Origin of the sequence: Paenibacillus mesophilus, assembly GCF_005938385.1 — a bacterium.
Classification (GTDB): domain Bacteria; phylum Bacillota; class Bacilli; order Paenibacillales; family NBRC-103111; genus Paenibacillus_AB; species Paenibacillus_AB mesophilus.
This window is the reverse complement of record NZ_VCRA01000017.1, coordinates 73,579-91,428: the sequence shown is the minus strand read 5'-3', so window position 1 is coordinate 91,428 and position 17,850 is coordinate 73,579. Positions and strand designations below refer to the sequence as shown.

Below are 17,850 nucleotides of genomic sequence, written 5' to 3'. Positions count from 1 at the left end.
GCGCTCCATTCGAATTGGTCTATAATAGATAAGGCTTATAATAATACAACTATCGGCTAAGGAGGGTGCTCCATGCGGCTAGAGCAGCTTGCTTCGCTCTTCGTTTCGTCCCGGATAACCGGGGACGGGCAAACGGTCGTTACCGGCATACAGACGGATTCCCGTAAAGTACGTCCGGGCGATCTATTCCTGTGCATACCCGGACTTGTCAGCGACGGCCACGATTTTGCCGAGAAAGCCGCCGAGGCGGGGGCTGCGGCGCTCGTTGCGGAGCGGGATGTTCCCGTATCGCTCCCGAAGCTGTTCGTGAAGGATGCAAGGTACGCGATGGCCGTCATCGCCTGCCGCTTCTACGGTTACCCGAGCCGGGAAATGAAGCTGATCGGCGTTACCGGAACGAACGGCAAGACGACGACCACGACGCTCATCGAGCACATACTGCGGGACCGGAATTACCGGACCGGGCTGATGGGTACGATCAGCATGAAGATCGGCGACGAATGGTTCGAAGCCGAACGGACGACGCAGGAAGCGTCCGATCTGCAAATGAACTTGCGCAAAATGCGCGATGTCGGAGCGGAATACGCGGTTATGGAAGTGTCGAGTCATGCGCTGGAGCTTGGCCGGGTGAAGGGATGCCGGTTCCGGACGGCGCTGTTTACGAATTTGACGCAGGATCACCTCGACTTTCACAAGACGATGGATCAATACCGAGCGGCCAAAGGGCTGTTCTTCTCGCGGCTCGGCAACGAATTTACCGACGATCCCGATGCGGTCTCCTATGCCGTGCTCAACGCGGACGACGAAGCGTCCTCTTATTTCGCCAAGCTGACGAGCGCGCAAGTAGTCCGATACGGATTAGGTCCCGATGCGGACGTACGCGCCACCGATATCCGCATGTCGTCGAAAGGCACCCGCTTTACCGTAACCGCATTCGGCGAAGAAGCGGAATTCACGATGAAGCTGGTCGGGAAATTCAACGTTTACAACGCGCTTGGGGCCATTTCATCAACTTTGATCGAGCGGATTCCACTTTCGGACATCGCGAATAGTTTAGAGAGGATGAGCGTCGTCCCGGGACGAATGGAGACCGTGGACGGCAGCGACGACTATCTTGTCATTGTCGACTATGCGCACACACCGGACGGATTGGAGAACGCGCTCGCGACGATACGCGAATTTTGCCTGGGCCGGATCATTACGGTATTCGGCTGCGGAGGAGACCGCGACCGGTCGAAACGGCCGCTGATGGGCGCGATCGCCGCCCGGGCAAGCGACTATGTGATTGCGACCTCCGACAACCCGAGATCGGAAAATCCGGAAGCGATCCTGCGTGAAATCGAGCCGGGAATCGAATCGGAGGGCATCGGGCGGGACCGCTACGAGCTCGTGGCGGACCGGCGAGAGGCGATCTATAAAGCAGTTGAAATGGCAAGCCCGAACGATGTAGTATTAATTGCGGGTAAAGGGCATGAACCATACCAAATCGTGGGCGGCGTCCAGCATCATTTCGACGACCGGCTTGTCGCCCAGGAAGCGATAAGGGGTAGATCGAAGTGATAATTCGCACATTCGGCGAAGTCGCCGCAATGGTATCCGGAACGCCGCGGCACGGCGACGATTCGATTGTCGTCCGCGGCGTATCCAAAGATACGCGGACGATCCGCAGCGGAAATTTATATATCCCGATTATCGGGGAACGGTTCGACGGTCACGATTACGCGAAGGAAGCGTTCCGTCTCGGAGCTTGCGCGACATTGTGGCAGAAGGATCGCGGCGAGCCGCCCGAAGGCGTTCCGGCGATTGTGGTGGACGATGCTCTGGCCGCTCTCCAGACGCTTGCCGCCCGCTACCGCGAGCAGCTGCCGGTCCGGATGGTGGGCGTCACGGGCAGCAACGGCAAGACGACGACAAAGGATATGATCGCGGCCGTATTGGCCGTCAAATACAACGTTCATAAGACGGAAGGGAATTTGAACGGCGACATTGGTTTGCCGCTCATGATCCTGCAGATGGACGAACGTACGGAACTGGCTGTGCTCGAGATGGGCATGCGAGGCTTCGGCGAGATCGAATTGCTCACCCTGATCGCAAGGCCGGAAGCGGCCGTCATTACGATGATCGGGGAAGCGCACATGGAGCGTCTCGGCTCGCGCGAAGGCATCGCTCGGGCAAAGCTGGAAATATTGTCCGGTCTGAAGGACGGCGGGCTGTTCGCGTATAACGGAGATGAGCCGCTGCTATCGGAGCTGCTGCCGCAAGTCCGCAAGCCGGCGCATATGACCAGCGTCCGATTCGGCGCAGGGCCGGATAACGAGCTGCGGCCCGAACGGGTATCGATGGAAGACGATGGAGCCCGGTTCACGCTTAACGAAGAGAATGGAATCGAGCTATCGATCCCTCTGCTTGGCCGGCACAATGCGGTCAACGCGATGGCGGCGGTCGCTATCGGCCGGCACTTCGGTCTGGCCGACGAGGAGATCGCCGCCGGACTTCGTTCGATGAAGCCGACCGGGATGCGCATTGAACGGATGAGGGGCGTATCCGGCTTGACCGTCTTGAATGACGCTTATAATGCAAGCCCCGCATCGACGCTCGCCTCGCTCGAACTGCTCCGGGAGCTTACGGGCTACCGGCGGAAAATCGTCGTGCTCGGCGACATGCTTGAGCTGGGCGACGAGAAGGAGCGATTTCATCGCGATATCGGCTCGGCGCTGTTGCCGGACCGGTTCGATTATGTGTTCGCGTACGGTCCGCTTTCCAAGCATATCGCGGAATCGGCCGCGCAAGCTTTTCCGCAGGGGCGGGTCCGTTGGTACGATAACAAAGAGGACATGGTGCGGGACATCGCGTCCGTCGCCGCGCCGCAGGACATCGTATTGGTGAAGGGCTCCAGGGGAATGCGGCTGGAGGAAGCCGTCCAACGTCTCGTGGCCGTACAACTGTAGAAGGGAGGGGGAACCGACCGTCATGGATATGAAAGTGATTTTGTTTACAATGGGAGCCGCCTTTCTGCTTGCGATCATTTTGGGGCCGATCTGTATCCCGATCTTGCGGCGTCTCAAATTCGGCCAGCAAATACGTACCGACGGTCCGCAAGGGCATCTGAAAAAAGCGGGAACCCCCACCATGGGCGGCACCATCATTTTGCTCGCATTATCGATCGCGTTTTTGCGGTTTTCCGACAATACGGCCGATGCCGTTATTTTGCTCGTAGCGTCGCTCGGATACGGTCTCGTCGGCTTCCTGGACGACTATATCAAAATTTTGTTCAAGCGGTCGCTCGGGCTTACGGCGCGACAGAAGCTGTTCGGGCAGTTGTTTTTCTCCGGGGTCATCTGCTATCTTTTATACCGGAGCGGACACAGCACCGATCTGACCGTACCGTTCACCGACTATACGATCGAGCTGGGCTGGTGGCTGTATGTGCCGTTCGTTTTGATCATGATGCTCGGCATGTCCAACGCGGTCAATTTTACCGACGGTCTGGACGGCTTGCTCGCCGGCACGAGCGCCATCGCCTTCGGCGCCTATACGATTATCGCGCTTGTCCATTCGGAAATGGAGACGGCCGTCTTCTCGGCTTCGATGGTAGGGGCGGTACTCGGCTTTCTCGTGTTCAACGCCCATCCGGCCAAAGTGTTCATGGGGGATACCGGTTCTCTCGGTATCGGCGGAGGGCTTGCGGCCGTGGCCATGCTGACCAAATCGGAGCTGCTTATCTTAATCGTCGGCGCCGTATTCGTCATAGAAATGCTGTCCGTCGTCATTCAAGTCGTCTCGTTCAAGACGCGCGGCAAACGCGTGTTTCGGATGAGTCCGATCCATCATCACTACGAGCTGGTCGGCTGGTCGGAATGGCGGATCGTCGTTACGTTCTGGTTCGCCGGTCTCGTCTGTGCGGGGTTGGCCTTGTTTAATCTGTAAAGGTGGGATTGCAAAACTATGAATCATCCCGAGCTATACCGGGGCAAGGAAGTAGTAGTTCTGGGCCTCGCGAGAAGCGGAGTGGCGGTGGCGAAGCTGTTTCACGAGCACGGCGCCCTCGTCACCGTCAACGATAAAAAAGACCGATCTTTATGCCCTGAGGCCGATGAACTTGCGGCTCTGGGTATTTCTGTTCTATGCGGAAGTCATCCGGATACGCTCATTCATCCGAATGTGGCGCTAGTCGTCAAAAATCCGGGAATCCCTTATACGATCCAGCCCGTACGCGAAGCGGAGCAGCTCGGCATCGAAATCGTCACCGAGGTGGAGGTGGCGAACTACATATGCAAAGCGCCGATTATCGGCATCACCGGTTCGAACGGCAAGACGACGACGACTACGTGGATCGGCCACATGCTGGAGCATGCGGGGCTTCGGCCGATCATAGCCGGGAACATCGGCCGGGCGCTGTGCGAAGCGGCGGCGGAAGCGACCGAAGCGAACCGGATGGTCGTGGAGCTGAGCAGCTTTCAGTTAAAAGGAACGGTACATTTCCGTCCGCGAATCGCTTGTCTATTGAATTTATGCGAGACGCATCTCGATTATCACGGGACGATGGAAGACTATATCGCTTCCAAGGAAAAGCTGTTCGCCAACCAGCAGGCGGACGATGTCGCCGTGCTCAATTGGGACGACGCCGAATGCCGGCGTATCGCGGGCACCGTGAAAGCCCGGTTAGTTCGTTTCTCTATGAAGGAGCGGCTGGATCAGGGGGTATTTATGGAGCCGCAGCTCACCTCTCCCGGAGAACCGTTAACGGATGCCCATCATATCGTCTATAGAGACCATACGGGACGGGAAATTGTTATATTGCCGGCAAAACAGCTCGGCATACCCGGCAAGCACAATGCCGAGAACGCCATGGCGGCGGTTGCGGTCGCTTTGTCGGCGGGAGCGGACCTGGACTCGGTCGTCCGGGCGCTGCGCGAGTTTCGCGGCGTGGAGCACCGTCTCGAATTCGTGCTCGACCGCGACGGCATCGTCTATTACAACAATTCGAAATCTACGAATTCGCTGGCCACGATCAAGGCGCTCGAGTCTTTCGCCGAGCCGATCGTGCTCATAGCCGGAGGCCAGGACCGCAAGTCGGAATTTTCGGACCTGCTGCCTTATATGGAGCGAAACGTCAAGGCGGTCGTCTCCTTGGGCGAGACGCGGCATAAATTTGCGGAGCTGGCGGAGAAAGCGGGGATTAGCGCGGTAAAAACGGTCGATACTGGGAACAGCGCAGCCGACACGCTGAATGAAGCGGTTCTCGCGGCCAGGTCGTTTGCCGAGCCGGGCGACGTCGTGCTGCTCTCGCCGGCGTGCGCAAGCTGGGATATGTTCGAGTCTTACGAGATTCGGGGACGCATGTTTAAAGAGTCGGTGCATAAATTGTAATAGAGGCTTGTTTACATCGACCTGCCGCCGGGGATGGCATCGGCTGCGGCCGCGGTTTGCTATCAAGCTGCCGTGGTGAACATGAAACGGAATTTGAAACTCCAAAGAAGTGAACAGACACAACGGAAAGTTTACGGCCCGCCTTTGAAATCGTGTTCTTACCGACTCTTCTATCCAAGAGAACACGATTTCAACAGCGGGTGGAGTGTGTCTGTCACTTCTGGCCTACCTACTTCTTCCGTTTCCCATGTTCACACCGAATGCTCCGCAAACCGCAGCAGCACCCAATACGCCATTCCCGGCGGTATAGTCGCTGCAAACAAGCCCAAGAGAGGGAGTTGTACGAGAGGTACAACCTCCCCCGTCTATGGAGGTTATGCGGCGATGTCGAAGATGCGTTCGTTCCCCGATCCGTGGATCCTACTGTCCACGCTGCTCATTTTATCGATCGGCGTTGTAATGGTATACAGCGCCAGCGCGGTACTCGCTTTTCACGAATTCGGCGACTATTACTACTATTTGAAACGCCAGCTTGTTTTTGCGGTGCTCGGCATCGCGGCCATGTTCGTGACGATGAACGTCGATTACTGGGTATGGAAAAAGTATGCGAAGGTCGGACTTATCGTCTGCTTCGCGCTGCTCGTCATCGTGCTGATCCCCGGCATAGGGGTCGTACGAGGCGGCGCGCGCAGCTGGCTCGGGATCGGCTCGCTCGGCATTCAGCCGTCGGAGTTCATGAAGCTCGGCATGATCGTCTTCCTGTCCAAGCTGCTGTCCGAGGAGCAGTCGAAAATAACTGGGTTTACGCGCGGACTGCTGCCCCCGCTCGGCATAATGGGACTTGCATTCGGAATGATTATGCTTCAGCCGGATTTGGGGACGGGCGCCGTTCTCGTCGGGGCTTCGCTCCTTATCATTTATACGGCGGGAGCCCGCATTTCCCATCTGGCATACTTGGGCTTGATCGGAGTAGCGGGATTCGTCGGACTGATCGCCGCCGCTCCCTACCGGCTGAAGCGGATAACCGCCTTTCTCGATCCTTGGCAGGACCCGCTCGGAGCGGGGTATCAGGCGATTCAGTCGCTATATGCGATCGGCCCCGGAGGGTTGGCCGGACTGGGTCTCGGCATGAGCCGACAAAAGTACAGCTATTTGCCGGAGCCGCAAACCGACTTCATTTTCTCCATTATTGCCGAGGAGCTCGGCTTTATCGGCGGAGCCACGGTCCTGCTGCTGTTCTCCCTTCTCGTCTGGAGAGGGATGAGGACCGCCATAACGGCTCCCGATACGTTCGGCAGCCTGCTTGCGGTAGGCATCGTCGGGATGATCGCCGTACAGGTCGTTATCAATATCGGTGTCGTCATCGGGATGTTTCCCGTCACAGGCATTACGCTTCCGCTCATTAGCGCGGGAGGATCGTCCCTGACGCTTATGCTGACCGCCATCGGCGTACTGTTGAATATTTCCCGCTATGCGAGGTGAACTTCATGAAATCGATCGTATTCACCGGCGGCGGCTCGGCGGGGCACGTGACCCCGAACCTGGCGCTGATCGCCAGGCTGAAGGAGCAAGGCTGGAGCGTCGATTATATCGGCTCGGCCGACGGCATCGAGCGCGGCATTATCGAGGAAGCGGGAATCCGCTTCCATTCGATATCATCGGGCAAGCTCCGCCGTTACTTCGATTTGCAAAACTTCAAGGATCCGTTCAAGGTGATGAAAGGCGTCGCGGACGCTTACCGGATCATACGCAAGCTGAAGCCGAACGCCGTCTTTTCCAAAGGCGGCTTCGTGTCCGTTCCGGTCGTGCTTGCGGGCTGGATGAACCGGGTGCCGGTGCTCATCCACGAATCGGACATGACGCCGGGCCTCGCGAACAAGCTGTCGATTCCGTTCGCCTCCAAAGTATGCGTCACTTTCCCCGAGACGGTCCGCCGATTTTCCGGAGGGAAGGCGGAATTGACGGGCTTGCCGATCCGGGACGAGATGCTGCGCGGAAACGCCGCCAAAGGAATAAGCATGTGCGATTTCCACAAGCAGAAGCCGGTGCTGTTCATCATGGGCGGCAGCTTGGGCTCGCGCGTCATTAACGGAGCGGTCCGGGGCGGCCTCGAACGGCTGCTGGAGCGTTTCCAGATCGTCCATCTGTGCGGCAAAGGCAACGTCGATCCGGCATTGTCCGGCATTCGCGGTTACCGTCAATTCGAATATGTGACGACCGAGCTGCCCGACCTGCTGGCGATGGCCGACGTTGTCGTTTCCCGCTCCGGCTCGACTTCGATTTTCGAGTTTCTATATATGCGCAAGCCTATGCTGCTCGTTCCGCTCTCGAAGAACGCTTCCCGCGGGGACCAAATCCTCAACGCCGAATCGTTTCGCGCCCAGGGCTATTGCGAAGTGCTGGAAGAAGAGCGGATGACGGCGGACGTTCTTGCGGAGCAGGTTTTCCAACTATACGACCATCGATCGGAATATGTCGATAAAATGAAGGACCACTCGAATCAGGACAGCATATCGAGCATTATCGCCCTGATCGGCCGTACCGCCCGCTTCAAATAAGTCGGCAAGCATGCCGTTTCCGCTGTGCGCCGCAAAGCGAGAACCAGTCTATCTAGGCGTTTGTCACACATCCGGCCCTCTTACATACTATACACTATAACCGTGACAGACACCGGGATACCGCGGAAAGCACTCTGCGGAAAATGGCCGTTTTTCTCAAGTGTTCGGACATATGTTTGCGCCAATCAGCGTCTGCAGGCGTCTGGCGTCGACTACAGTCCCCGATTTTCGTGAAGGAGGTTTCCCCATGCAACAGGTTATACAGGAATTGGTTTCTGCCCGGGTGGGTGAGGTTCTGCTTGACGAAATGCTCGCCGAGCACACGACATGGAAAATAGGCGGTCCCGCCGACGTTATGGTCATTCCCGACGGAACGCGGGAGCTGGCGGAGACGATCCGGATTTTGCATCGTCATGGCCAGTCGTTTACGACGATCGGCCGGGGCTCGAATATGCTCGTTACCGACAAAGGCGTGCGAGGCGTCGTGGTGAAGCTGGGCAAAGACATGGGCCACATCCGGTTCGACGGCGGCACCGTGACGGCGGGTGGAGCGGTATCGCTCATTACGCTGTCCGTCAAGGCGGCCAAAGAAGGGCTGACCGGGCTGGAATTCGCCGGGGGCATTCCCGGCACGGTGGGGGGAGCCGTCTACATGAACGCGGGGGCTCACGGTTCGGATATGTCACGTATTCTCAAAGAAGCCGAGATTGTGCTGGAAACCGGAGAAACGGTACGCTTGCGGAATGAAGAGCTGGAGTTTCGTTACCGGCATTCTTGGCTGCACGGCCGCGCCGCTATCGTGACGGAAGCGGTGCTTGCGCTCGAGCACGGCGACCGGAAAAAAATCGCCGCGACGTCGGCCGCGAACAAGGAACGCCGGATTCTGACGCAGCCGCTGTCCGCGGCATGCGCCGGAAGTACGTTCCGCAACCCCGACAATCACTATGCGGCGAAACTGATCGAGGAAGCCGGCCTGAAGGGGTATCGCGTCGGCGGAGCGGAAGTATCGCGGCAGCACGCCAACTTCATTATCAATACCGGCGGAGCGACAGCGAACGACGTCCTCCACTTGATGGACCACATTCACAGCACCGTATATACCACGTTCGGCATCTCGCTCACGCCCGAAGTGTTGGTCGTAGGCGAACGATGAAGCGGTTGGACGCTGCGGAGTATTGATTTGCACTAGGAGAACATGATATTTGTTGCGGCACTAACGGAATTTTTCAGTATGCGGCAGCCCCTTATTCCGGTTCCCGGCTTGCAAGGCAGGCTTTCGGGAGGGTATAACATTGGAGAAGCTGGTTATCGAAGGCGGAAAACCATTGTCCGGCAGCGTCCGGATTCATGGCGCCAAAAACGCCGCACTGCCGGTCCTGGCGGCCAGCATGATGGCGGCAGGCGTTCACCGGATCGGGAACGTGCCGGATTTGCTCGATATTCATGTCATGCTGGACATTTTGCGCGCTCTCGGCTGCAAGGCGGAGCTTAAGGACGACGTTGTCACGTTGGAGACGTCCTCGGCCAATTCCTCTCATGTTCCCGAGGAATTGATGACGCAGATGCGATCGTCGATTTTCCTGATGGGACCGCTGCTGTCCAGATTCGGGCATGTGCAGGTGTATCAGCCGGGCGGCTGCGCGATCGGGGAACGCAAAATCGATTTGCATTTGAAAGGCCTTCAAGCGCTTGGCGCGACGATCGAAGAATCGGGCAATACGATTACTTGCCGAGCGGAGCGGTTGAAGGGAACCGATGTTTCGCTGGATTACCCGAGCGTCGGGGCAACGGAAAATATAATGATGGCCGCCGCTTTGGCCGAAGGTGTCACGACGATTTCGGGCGCCGCCCGCGAGCCGGAGATCCAGGATTTGCAAAACTTTTTGAACTCGATGGGCGCGAACATGATCGGTGCCGGTACGGATACGATCACGATCGAAGGGGTGGAGAGCCTCACGCCGCAGGCTTACCGGGTCATCCCGGACCGGATCGTTACCGGAACGCTTATGGTGGCCGCAGCTGTTACAAGAGGCAATGTCACGCTCGAGAACGTATGTCCCCCTCACCTGACGTCGGTGATCCATGTCTTGAAGCGCGCGGGTGTTCAAATCGCGACGCGCGATGATATAATGATCGTAAACTGCTCTGCACGGCCGAAATCCGTGGAACGAATCATCACCTCGCCCCATCCGTCGTTTCCGACCGATCTGCAAGCCCAGATGATGGTTCTCCTGTCGCTGGCGGACGGGATCAGCGTCATGAAGGAAACCGTATTCGAAGGCCGGTTCAAGCACGTCGACGAACTGACGCGCATGGGTGCGGATATCCGGGTCGATCTGAGCAGCGCGTTTATACGCGGAGTGCCGCGATTGTACGGGGCTACGGTCGAAGCGACGGATTTGCGCGCGGGAGCCGCACTCGTCATTGCCGGTCTTGCCGCGAGCGGAACGACCATTGTCGAGCAAGTTCATCATATCGATCGCGGTTACGACCGGATCGAGAACATGTTCGGGCGACTGGGCGCCAAGATCGAGCGCTTCAGCCCCGTCCGTCAATTGAAAGTTCCTTAACCTGTGAAAATAATCGACCGCAAGTCCCCTTCTGATCCAGGAGGGGATGTACGGCGTTAACGGTTTCGCATTTCCGCGATCGGAGGTTTTCGCTTTGCAGGAAAGAATGCCCGTGCTCCGGGAGGAAAGGAAGAGAAGCCGCCGCGGCAGCCGCAAGCTGCTGTTCTTCCTGCTGCTGCTTTTCGTAACGTTGCTTGCCGTCCTCTTTTTTCGTTCGTCATTAAGCAAAATCGCGCAGATCGAAATTGTCGGAAATGCGGCGCTGTCCGCAGAGGAAATCGGACAAGCTTCCGGAATCGCGAACGGACACAACTTTTTCGGATTCCGTACCTCGACGGTCGAGAAGCGTATCGAGCAGCTGCAGGCTGTCGAACGGGTGGAGGTTCGCAAGAAGTTTCCAGGTTCCATCCGGATCACGGTTGCCGAGTACCCTCGCGTCGCCTTCCAAATCCATCCGAACGGGGATAAGGAAATGCTGCTGTCCAACGGGATGGCGATCCCCGTCAAGGACAAAAGCATTGTCGTGGACAAGCCGATTTTGTCCGGATGGGACGAAGGCAACCCGTGGAAATTGAAGCTTTGCGAGACGCTCCGCAAAATATCGGACAAGACGCTGGCGGAAATATCGGAAATCAAGCCGGCGCCTACGAAAACGTACGAAGACAAAATTAAAATGTATACCCGTTCGCAATTCGAGGTGTACACGACGGTTACTTATTTGCCCGACAAAATCTTGTATTTGGACGAGATGATCGAGCAAATGGCGGACAAGGATGTAAACTCCGGCGTGTTCGAGCTGCTGGAGGCGAATACCCACATTCCTTTCGACCAATATTACGGCAAACAGGAAGCGGGCAAAGACGCCGACGCGAAGAAAAACGGCACGTCTTCAAACGGGCAAAAAACAGATGCCAAAGATACCCAGAAAAAAGGAAATTGATCCGAATAGGTTGAAAAGGAGGCGTCGCTAAGCCTCTTTTTTTTCTTCGGAGACGGCTTGGTGGGACTTGCAGCCTATGAAAAAAAGCTACTCAATCTTTTTAAATAATGGTAGAATTGTAATTATGGGATCGTGTACGCTCCCGGAATTGCATTTCCCGGCTGGAAATATTTGCAAGGGCTAAAATACATAAAAAATTGTTTGAAAAAGAGGGAAACCATTAGCCGTGTGGAATATGTACAAAGGTGTTTTTTGCAAGTCTGCCAATCAATATGAATTACTGGGAGGTGCCAAGGGTTGAGCAGCAATGACATCATTGTGAGTCTGGACATCGGTACGTCCAAAGTGCGAGCGATTATCGGCGAATTGAACAACGGCGCCATTAATATAATCGGGGTCGGTTCTGCCGACTCGGAAGGCATTCGCAAGGGAGCTATCGTAGACATCGATCAAACCGTACAATCGATACGTAATGCGATCGATCATGCCGAACGGATGGTAGGCATTCAAATAGCGGAAGTGTACGTCGGCATTGCCGGTAATCATATCGCTTTACAGTCGAGCCACGGCGTGGTGGCCGTATCGAACGAAGACCGGGAAATCGGCGAGGAGGATATCGAACGGGTGCTGCAGGCATCCAGAGTGATCGCTCTTCCGCCGGAAAGGGAAATTATCGGCGTCGTACCGAAGCAGTACGTAGTTGACGGTCTGGAGGGAATTCAAGATCCGAGAGGCATGATAGGCGTACGTCTGGAAGTGGAAGCGACGATCATTACCGGCGCCAAGACATCGATACATAACTTGCTGCGCTGCGTGGAGAAGTCGGGAGTGCGCGTAACCGGCGTCGTTCTGATGTCCCTTGCCGCAGGCCAGCTCTGCTTGTCCAAGGACGAGAAGACGGTCGGCACCGTGCTCGTGGATATCGGTGCGGGAGCGATCACGATCGCCGTATATGAGGAAGGCAGCCTGACCGCAACCTCGACACTGCCGATCGGCGGAGAGTATATTACGAACGACATTTCGATCGGGCTGCGAACCCAGCTCGATATTGCGGAGAAGATCAAGCTCAAATTCGGCTGTGCCGTCATCGAGGATGCAGCGCCCGATCAAGTATTCAAGGTGAACCGGATCGGCAGCAACGTGGACAAGCAGTTTTCCCAAGTGGAATTGGCCCAAATCATCGAGCCGAGAGTGCAAGAGATTTTCCAGCTGATCCGATCCGAAGTGCTGCGGCTAGGTTTTACCGACATTCCGGGAGGGTATGTGCTGACCGGCGGTGCCGTGTCGATGCCGGGCATGCTCGAAATCGCTCAAGCGGAGTTGGAGAATTCGGTGCGCATGGCCGTTCCCGATTTTATCGGCGTTCGCGACCCTGCGTATACGAGCGGCGTTGGCATTATCCACTATGTATCCAAATTTGCTCGCCAACGCACCAGCACCGCAGTTAAGAAGCTTCCGGTCGCGAACAAAAAACCGTCTTCCAAAGAAAACAAAACGGGATTGTTCGAGCGGATCAAAAATTACTTGAGCGAATTCATTTAGGAGCGGTTGCGCGGCGCAAGTGCGCAATCGGCTCCCTAGTCTCTCGCGATAACGACACGAGCACTTGAGGGAGGATAATATTTGTATGTTTGAAATCGATGTGGAAATGGAATCGCTGGCCAAAATCAAGGTAATCGGCGTAGGCGGCGGCGGGAGCAACGCGGTAAACCGAATGATCGAATTCGGCCTGAAGGGCGTCGAATTCATTACGGCTAATACAGACGCGCAAGCGCTGCAAACGGCTAAGTCCGAGATCAAGCTGCAGCTCGGCGAGAAATTGACCCGGGGACTCGGCGCGGGCGCCAACCCCGAAGTCGGCAAAAAGGCGGCGGAGGAATCCCGCGATTTGATTATTAACGCGCTTCGCGGAGCGGATATGGTGTTCGTCACCGCCGGCATGGGCGGAGGCACGGGAACCGGCGCGGCGCCCGTGATCGCGGAAATCGCCAAAGAGTGCGGCGCCTTGACGGTAGGCGTCGTCACGCGGCCGTTTACGTTCGAAGGCCGCAAGCGGGCCGGACAAGCGGACCAAGGCATTATGGCCTTGAAGGAAAAAGTGGATACGCTGATCGTCATTCCGAACGATCGGCTGCTCGAAATTATCGATAAGAAGACGCCGATGCTCGAAGCGTTCCGCGAGGCGGACAACGTGCTTCGTCAAGGCGTCAAAGGAATTTCCGACCTGATCGCCGTTCCGGGCCTGATCAACCTCGACTTCGCCGACGTGAAGACGATCATGACCGAGCGCGGTTCCGCTCTGATGGGCATCGGCGTTGCGACGGGCGAGAGCCGCGCAGCGGAAGCGGCCAAGAAAGCGATTATGAGCCCGCTGCTGGAGACGTCGATCGACGGCGCCCGCGGCGTACTGATGAACATTACGGGCGGGACGAATTTGAGCCTGTACGAAGTAAACGAGGCGGCCGACATCGTCTTCACGGCATCCGACCCCGAGGTGAACATGATTTTCGGCGCCGGCATCGACGACAAGCTGACCGATGAAATCATCGTCACGGTTATCGCCACCGGCTTCGAGCAAAGGTCCGCAGCTTCAAGCCAGCCGCAGCGCCGCTCGTCCGGAGTTCCGGGGGAATCCGCGGACAAATCGTCCGGTGTACGTCCGTTCGGCAGCCAGCCTTCCGGCGACCAGCTCGACATCCCGACCTTTTTGCGCAATCGCGGCAAAAACAACCCGACAGGCAGGTAATATAATAAATACGAATGAAAAAGCATCCCGGTATTCGGGTTGCTTTTTTTTGCTGTTCAGGGAATTACTTCGAAGCTCTGCGAGCGGAAGACGAAACGGTTCGGGATTGGCGAAGGAATTGTTCTTTTCCCGCTGAAAAAAAGGGGGAAAAGACACGCTTGTCCGGGCAAATTTTCGCTAAAAAAAACGATCGAGGGTGACAAGTTTAGACAGACTTTGAAATATGCTTACTATATACTTAAATCGATTTCACGATTCGAAAACGGTTCGAGACCGCCGCAGCTTCACGGAGCGTACAGGCTTCTCCATGCTACGGTGTTTCGTCGTCTTTCGCTGCAGGGGGAACCGGTGGTCGTTTATTTGGATCTGATCTTCCTAGCCAATTTGTTGATCGACGGGGCGATTTTGTCCGTTACGGCCCGCATCCGGCATCTGCGGCCAAGCTTGTGGCGTTTAGGCGCATCCGCACTGCTCGGCGCTTCCTATGTTCTTATGATGCTGGTGCCCTCCTTATCATTTATGTTTACATTCGTTGTGAAATGCTTATTTTCGCTGGCTATGATCGCAATCGCTTTCGGCTTCGGCGGATTGCAGACGTTTCTGCGGAATTTGGGAACCTTTTATCTGGTCAGCTTTGCCGTAGCGGGCGGGATGTTCGGCATTCATTACTTTATGCAGTCGCCGGGGGAAGTCATGAACGGCATTATGGTGACAAGATCCGGAGGACTGGCCTTTCAGCTCCAGGTCGGGCTTGTGTTTATCGTGCTGACGTTCGTGCCGCTCGTGTGGATGTTCAAATCCGTATTCGTCAGCGCGAAGCGAAGAAGGGAGATGACCGAATATTTGGCCGAGGTACGCGTCCATATCGAGGATTTCGTAGCGGTCTGCACCGGGTTGATCGATACGGGCAACCAATTGTACGATCCGCTGACGCGCACTCCGGTTATGGTTGTGGAAGCGGCGCAATGGAACGAGGTGCTGCCCGATTCATGGCTGAATCGGATCCGGCAATGCGAGGTCGATCAGCTGGTGGCGGCTATCGGCACGGAATCTTTCGTCTGGCAGGACCGTCTGCGTCTTATTCCGTATCGGGGGGTGAACCGAGGAACGCAGTTCATGCTTGCTCTAAAGCCCGACAAGGTGGTGATTGTCCATAACGAAACGGAAATCGTAAACGACAAAGTACTGGTCGGACTAGACGGCGGCAAGCTGTGCGCCGATGGATCTTATCAGGCGATCATACACCCGACGCTCGTGCAGATGGAGGCATGAGTTCGTCTATAACGTAGTCTTTTTCCGGGGGCTCCCCCAAAAGTACCCGGAAAACGCTTCGAAGACTAGCTTCACTTTTGGGGACTAAATACGCTTACGATGCCGGCTTTTCTTCGAAAAGCCCAAGTATACTCTTACGAAGCTGGCTTTCTCCGAAAGCCCTCAGGAGGTAACCAAGATGCTGCTCAAATGGAAACTGATGGCTCAACTACTCTACTACCGGCTTCTATTCCTGCTCGGTCTGAAAAGCGACGAAATTTATTACATCGGCGGCAGCGAAGCGTTGCCTCCGCCGCTGACGCGCGAAGAGGAAGAATATTTGCTGGAGAAGCTGCCCTCGGGCGATTCGGCTATCCGCGCGATGCTGATCGAACGAAACTTGCGGCTTGTCGTATACATTGCCCGGAAATTCGAGAACACCGGCATCAACATCGAAGATTTAGTTTCGATCGGGGCAATCGGATTGATCAAGGCGGTCAATACGTTCGATCCGGAGAAAAAAATTAAGCTGGCTACATACGCTTCCCGCTGTATCGAGAACGAAATCCTGATGTATTTGCGGCGCAACAGCAAGGTCCGCACGGAGGTGTCGTTCGACGAACCTCTCAATATCGACTGGGACGGCAATGAGCTGCTGTTATCGGACGTACTCGGCACGGAGAACGATACGATATACCGCAATATCGAAGAGCAAGTCGACCGGAAGCTGCTGCATAAAGCGCTCGACAAGCTGACGGAACGTGAACGGATCATTATGGAGCTGAGGTTCGGCTTGCAGGACGGGGAGGAAAAGACGCAAAAGGATGTGGCCGATTTGCTCGGTATTTCCCAATCGTACATCTCCCGGCTGGAGAAGCGGATCATTAAGCGGCTGCGCAAGGAATTCAATAAAATGGTGTAGGGAGAGGCGCGATTCCGGCTTCTCTTTTTTTTGTGTTGTTTGCTTTACGGAGAGTAAGCTGTAAGCGATTTCCATGCTTCTCTCCGGAACATTCGTTCCCGTCCGGGAGCGCATAAAAAAAACTTCCAGGGAGATAATTAACAGTAATGTTTCTCCTTGGGAGGTATTCACGTTGACCCGAAACAAAGTCGAGATCTGTGGTGTTGATACTTCGAAACTGCCTGTTCTGTCCAACGCGGAAATGCGGGAATTGTTCGTACAACTTCAGACGAGAAACGAACGAGCAGCAAGAGAGAAATTGGTAAATGGCAATTTGAGACTCGTATTGAGCGTCATTCAGCGGTTCAACAATCGCGGCGAATTCGTTGACGATTTGTTTCAGGTAGGCTGCATCGGCCTTATGAAGGCGATCGACAATTTCGATTTGAGCCAGAACGTGAAGTTTTCCACCTATGCGGTACCGATGATCATCGGGGAAATCCGGCGCTACCTGCGCGACAACAACCCGATCCGGGTATCCCGCTCGCTCCGCGATATCGCTTATAAAGCGCTGCAAATCCGCGACCAGCTGACGAATTCCAACTCGCGCGAGCCGACCGTGTACGAAATATCCGAAGCGCTCAACGTGCCGAAGGAAGATGTCGTCTTCGCTCTCGATGCGATCCAGGATCCGGTCTCGCTGTTCGAGCCGATCTACCACGACGGCGGGGACCCGATCTACGTCATGGATCAAATAAGCGACGACCGCAACAAGGACGTCTCGTGGATCGAAGGGATCGCCCTGCGCGAGGCGATGCGGAAGCTGAACGACCGCGAAAAAATGATATTGTCGATGCGGTTTTTCGAAGGGAAGACCCAGATGGAAGTGGCCGATGAAATCGGCATCTCCCAAGCGCAAGTATCTCGTCTCGAGAAGTCGGCGATCTCGCAAATGCAGAAGCACGTCAAGACGTAACGGTCTTGCCGTATCCGGCTGATAGATGGAAGAAAGTCGTTGAACGGTAACGAAATCAACGGCTTTTTTGTATTGTAATAGGAATAAGCTGTGAAGGATAACTTCACATTTGGGGGAGTTTGCGAAATATCGGGCTTGTCAGCAGGAAGTTGCAGGACATTTTGACCGGCAGCCACATATAATGAAGAAGAGCGAATGAGCTCCCAACTTCTGCGACATGTGGTGATTCGCCTTGAAAATATCGGATTTTCAATCGAAAGACGTGATCAACATCGTCGACGGCAAAAAGCTGGGGCAAATTAGCGATTTGGAGCTCGATTTGCGCCAGGGCCGGATCGAATCGATCGTAGTGCCGAACCAGAGCAAATTTTTCGGCATGTTTGGCGGGGGGACCGATGTGGTCATTCCTTGGCGGAATATTGTGAAAATCGGTATGGATGTCGTGCTGGTAAAGCTGGAGGATGCAAAGGCTTATCGTGTTGAAGGGGAAGGGGACCAAGCCGGCGATCAAAGGGTTACGTACCGCTGACGATCGCCG

Annotated in this window: 15 protein-coding genes; all 15 read left to right on the top strand. The window is 55.8% G+C overall.

From position 1 onward, the window contains the following. Positions 1–72 precede the first annotated feature (72 nt). The 15 genes from FE783_RS25490 (at position 73) to FE783_RS25420 (ending at position 17,841) form a co-directional block, all read left to right on the top strand. Complete coding sequence (locus FE783_RS25490; RefSeq protein WP_138882208.1) at positions 73–1,560, top strand: UDP-N-acetylmuramoyl-L-alanyl-D-glutamate--2,6-diaminopimelate ligase; 1,488 nt, start codon at positions 73–75, stop codon at positions 1,558–1,560. Further along, positions 1,557–2,948, top strand: a complete 1,392-nt coding sequence (locus FE783_RS25485; RefSeq protein WP_138882207.1) for a UDP-N-acetylmuramoyl-tripeptide--D-alanyl-D-alanine ligase — start codon at positions 1,557–1,559, stop codon at positions 2,946–2,948. Before FE783_RS25490 ends, FE783_RS25485 begins: the two co-directional genes overlap by 4 nt. 22 nt (positions 2,949–2,970) lie before the next feature. Continuing rightward, complete coding sequence (gene mraY, locus FE783_RS25480; protein ID WP_138882206.1) at positions 2,971–3,927, top strand: phospho-N-acetylmuramoyl-pentapeptide-transferase; 957 nt, start codon at positions 2,971–2,973, stop codon at positions 3,925–3,927. An 18-nt stretch (positions 3,928–3,945) separates the two neighbouring features. Then, the gene (gene murD, locus FE783_RS25475) at positions 3,946–5,370 is read left to right on the top strand and encodes a UDP-N-acetylmuramoyl-L-alanine--D-glutamate ligase (protein WP_138882205.1); all 1,425 of its coding nucleotides are present in this window, start codon (positions 3,946–3,948) and stop codon (positions 5,368–5,370) included. Between the two features lie 384 nt (positions 5,371–5,754). Beyond that, on the top strand, positions 5,755–6,852 hold the full coding sequence (gene spoVE, locus FE783_RS25470; RefSeq protein WP_138882204.1) for a stage V sporulation protein E: 1,098 nt from the start codon (positions 5,755–5,757) through the stop codon (positions 6,850–6,852). Between the two features lie 5 nt (positions 6,853–6,857). Beyond that, on the top strand, positions 6,858–7,928 hold the full coding sequence (locus FE783_RS25465) for an undecaprenyldiphospho-muramoylpentapeptide beta-N-acetylglucosaminyltransferase (protein WP_138882203.1): 1,071 nt from the start codon (positions 6,858–6,860) through the stop codon (positions 7,926–7,928). A 247-nt stretch (positions 7,929–8,175) separates the two neighbouring features. Further along, a complete protein-coding gene (gene murB, locus FE783_RS25460) occupies positions 8,176–9,081 on the top strand; it encodes a UDP-N-acetylmuramate dehydrogenase (RefSeq protein ID WP_138882202.1) in 906 nt (301 codons plus the stop codon). Positions 9,082–9,220: 139 nt separating this feature from the next. Next, complete coding sequence (gene murA / locus FE783_RS25455; RefSeq protein WP_138882201.1) at positions 9,221–10,498, top strand: UDP-N-acetylglucosamine 1-carboxyvinyltransferase; 1,278 nt, start codon at positions 9,221–9,223, stop codon at positions 10,496–10,498. A 94-nt stretch (positions 10,499–10,592) separates the two neighbouring features. Next, a complete protein-coding gene (locus tag FE783_RS25450) occupies positions 10,593–11,438 on the top strand; it encodes a cell division protein FtsQ/DivIB (protein ID WP_158302025.1) in 846 nt (281 codons plus the stop codon). 297 nt (positions 11,439–11,735) lie between these two features. Further along, a complete protein-coding gene (gene ftsA / locus FE783_RS25445; RefSeq protein WP_138882199.1) occupies positions 11,736–12,980 on the top strand; it encodes a cell division protein FtsA in 1,245 nt (414 codons plus the stop codon). A gap of 85 nt (positions 12,981–13,065) precedes the next feature. Continuing rightward, on the top strand, positions 13,066–14,184 hold the full coding sequence (gene ftsZ / locus FE783_RS25440) for a cell division protein FtsZ (protein WP_138882198.1): 1,119 nt from the start codon (positions 13,066–13,068) through the stop codon (positions 14,182–14,184). A 348-nt stretch (positions 14,185–14,532) separates the two neighbouring features. Beyond that, the gene (spoIIGA, locus tag FE783_RS25435) at positions 14,533–15,456 is read left to right on the top strand and encodes a sigma-E processing peptidase SpoIIGA (protein ID WP_138882197.1); all 924 of its coding nucleotides are present in this window, start codon (positions 14,533–14,535) and stop codon (positions 15,454–15,456) included. Positions 15,457–15,634: 178 nt separating this feature from the next. Next, complete coding sequence (gene sigE / locus FE783_RS25430) at positions 15,635–16,357, top strand: RNA polymerase sporulation sigma factor SigE (RefSeq protein WP_138882196.1); 723 nt, start codon at positions 15,635–15,637, stop codon at positions 16,355–16,357. A gap of 172 nt (positions 16,358–16,529) precedes the next feature. Continuing rightward, complete coding sequence (gene sigG / locus FE783_RS25425) at positions 16,530–17,312, top strand: RNA polymerase sporulation sigma factor SigG (RefSeq protein ID WP_138882195.1); 783 nt, start codon at positions 16,530–16,532, stop codon at positions 17,310–17,312. Between the two features lie 232 nt (positions 17,313–17,544). Then, on the top strand, positions 17,545–17,841 hold the full coding sequence (locus FE783_RS25420) for a YlmC/YmxH family sporulation protein (RefSeq protein WP_138882194.1): 297 nt from the start codon (positions 17,545–17,547) through the stop codon (positions 17,839–17,841). The last annotated feature ends 9 nt before the right edge of the window (positions 17,842–17,850 follow it).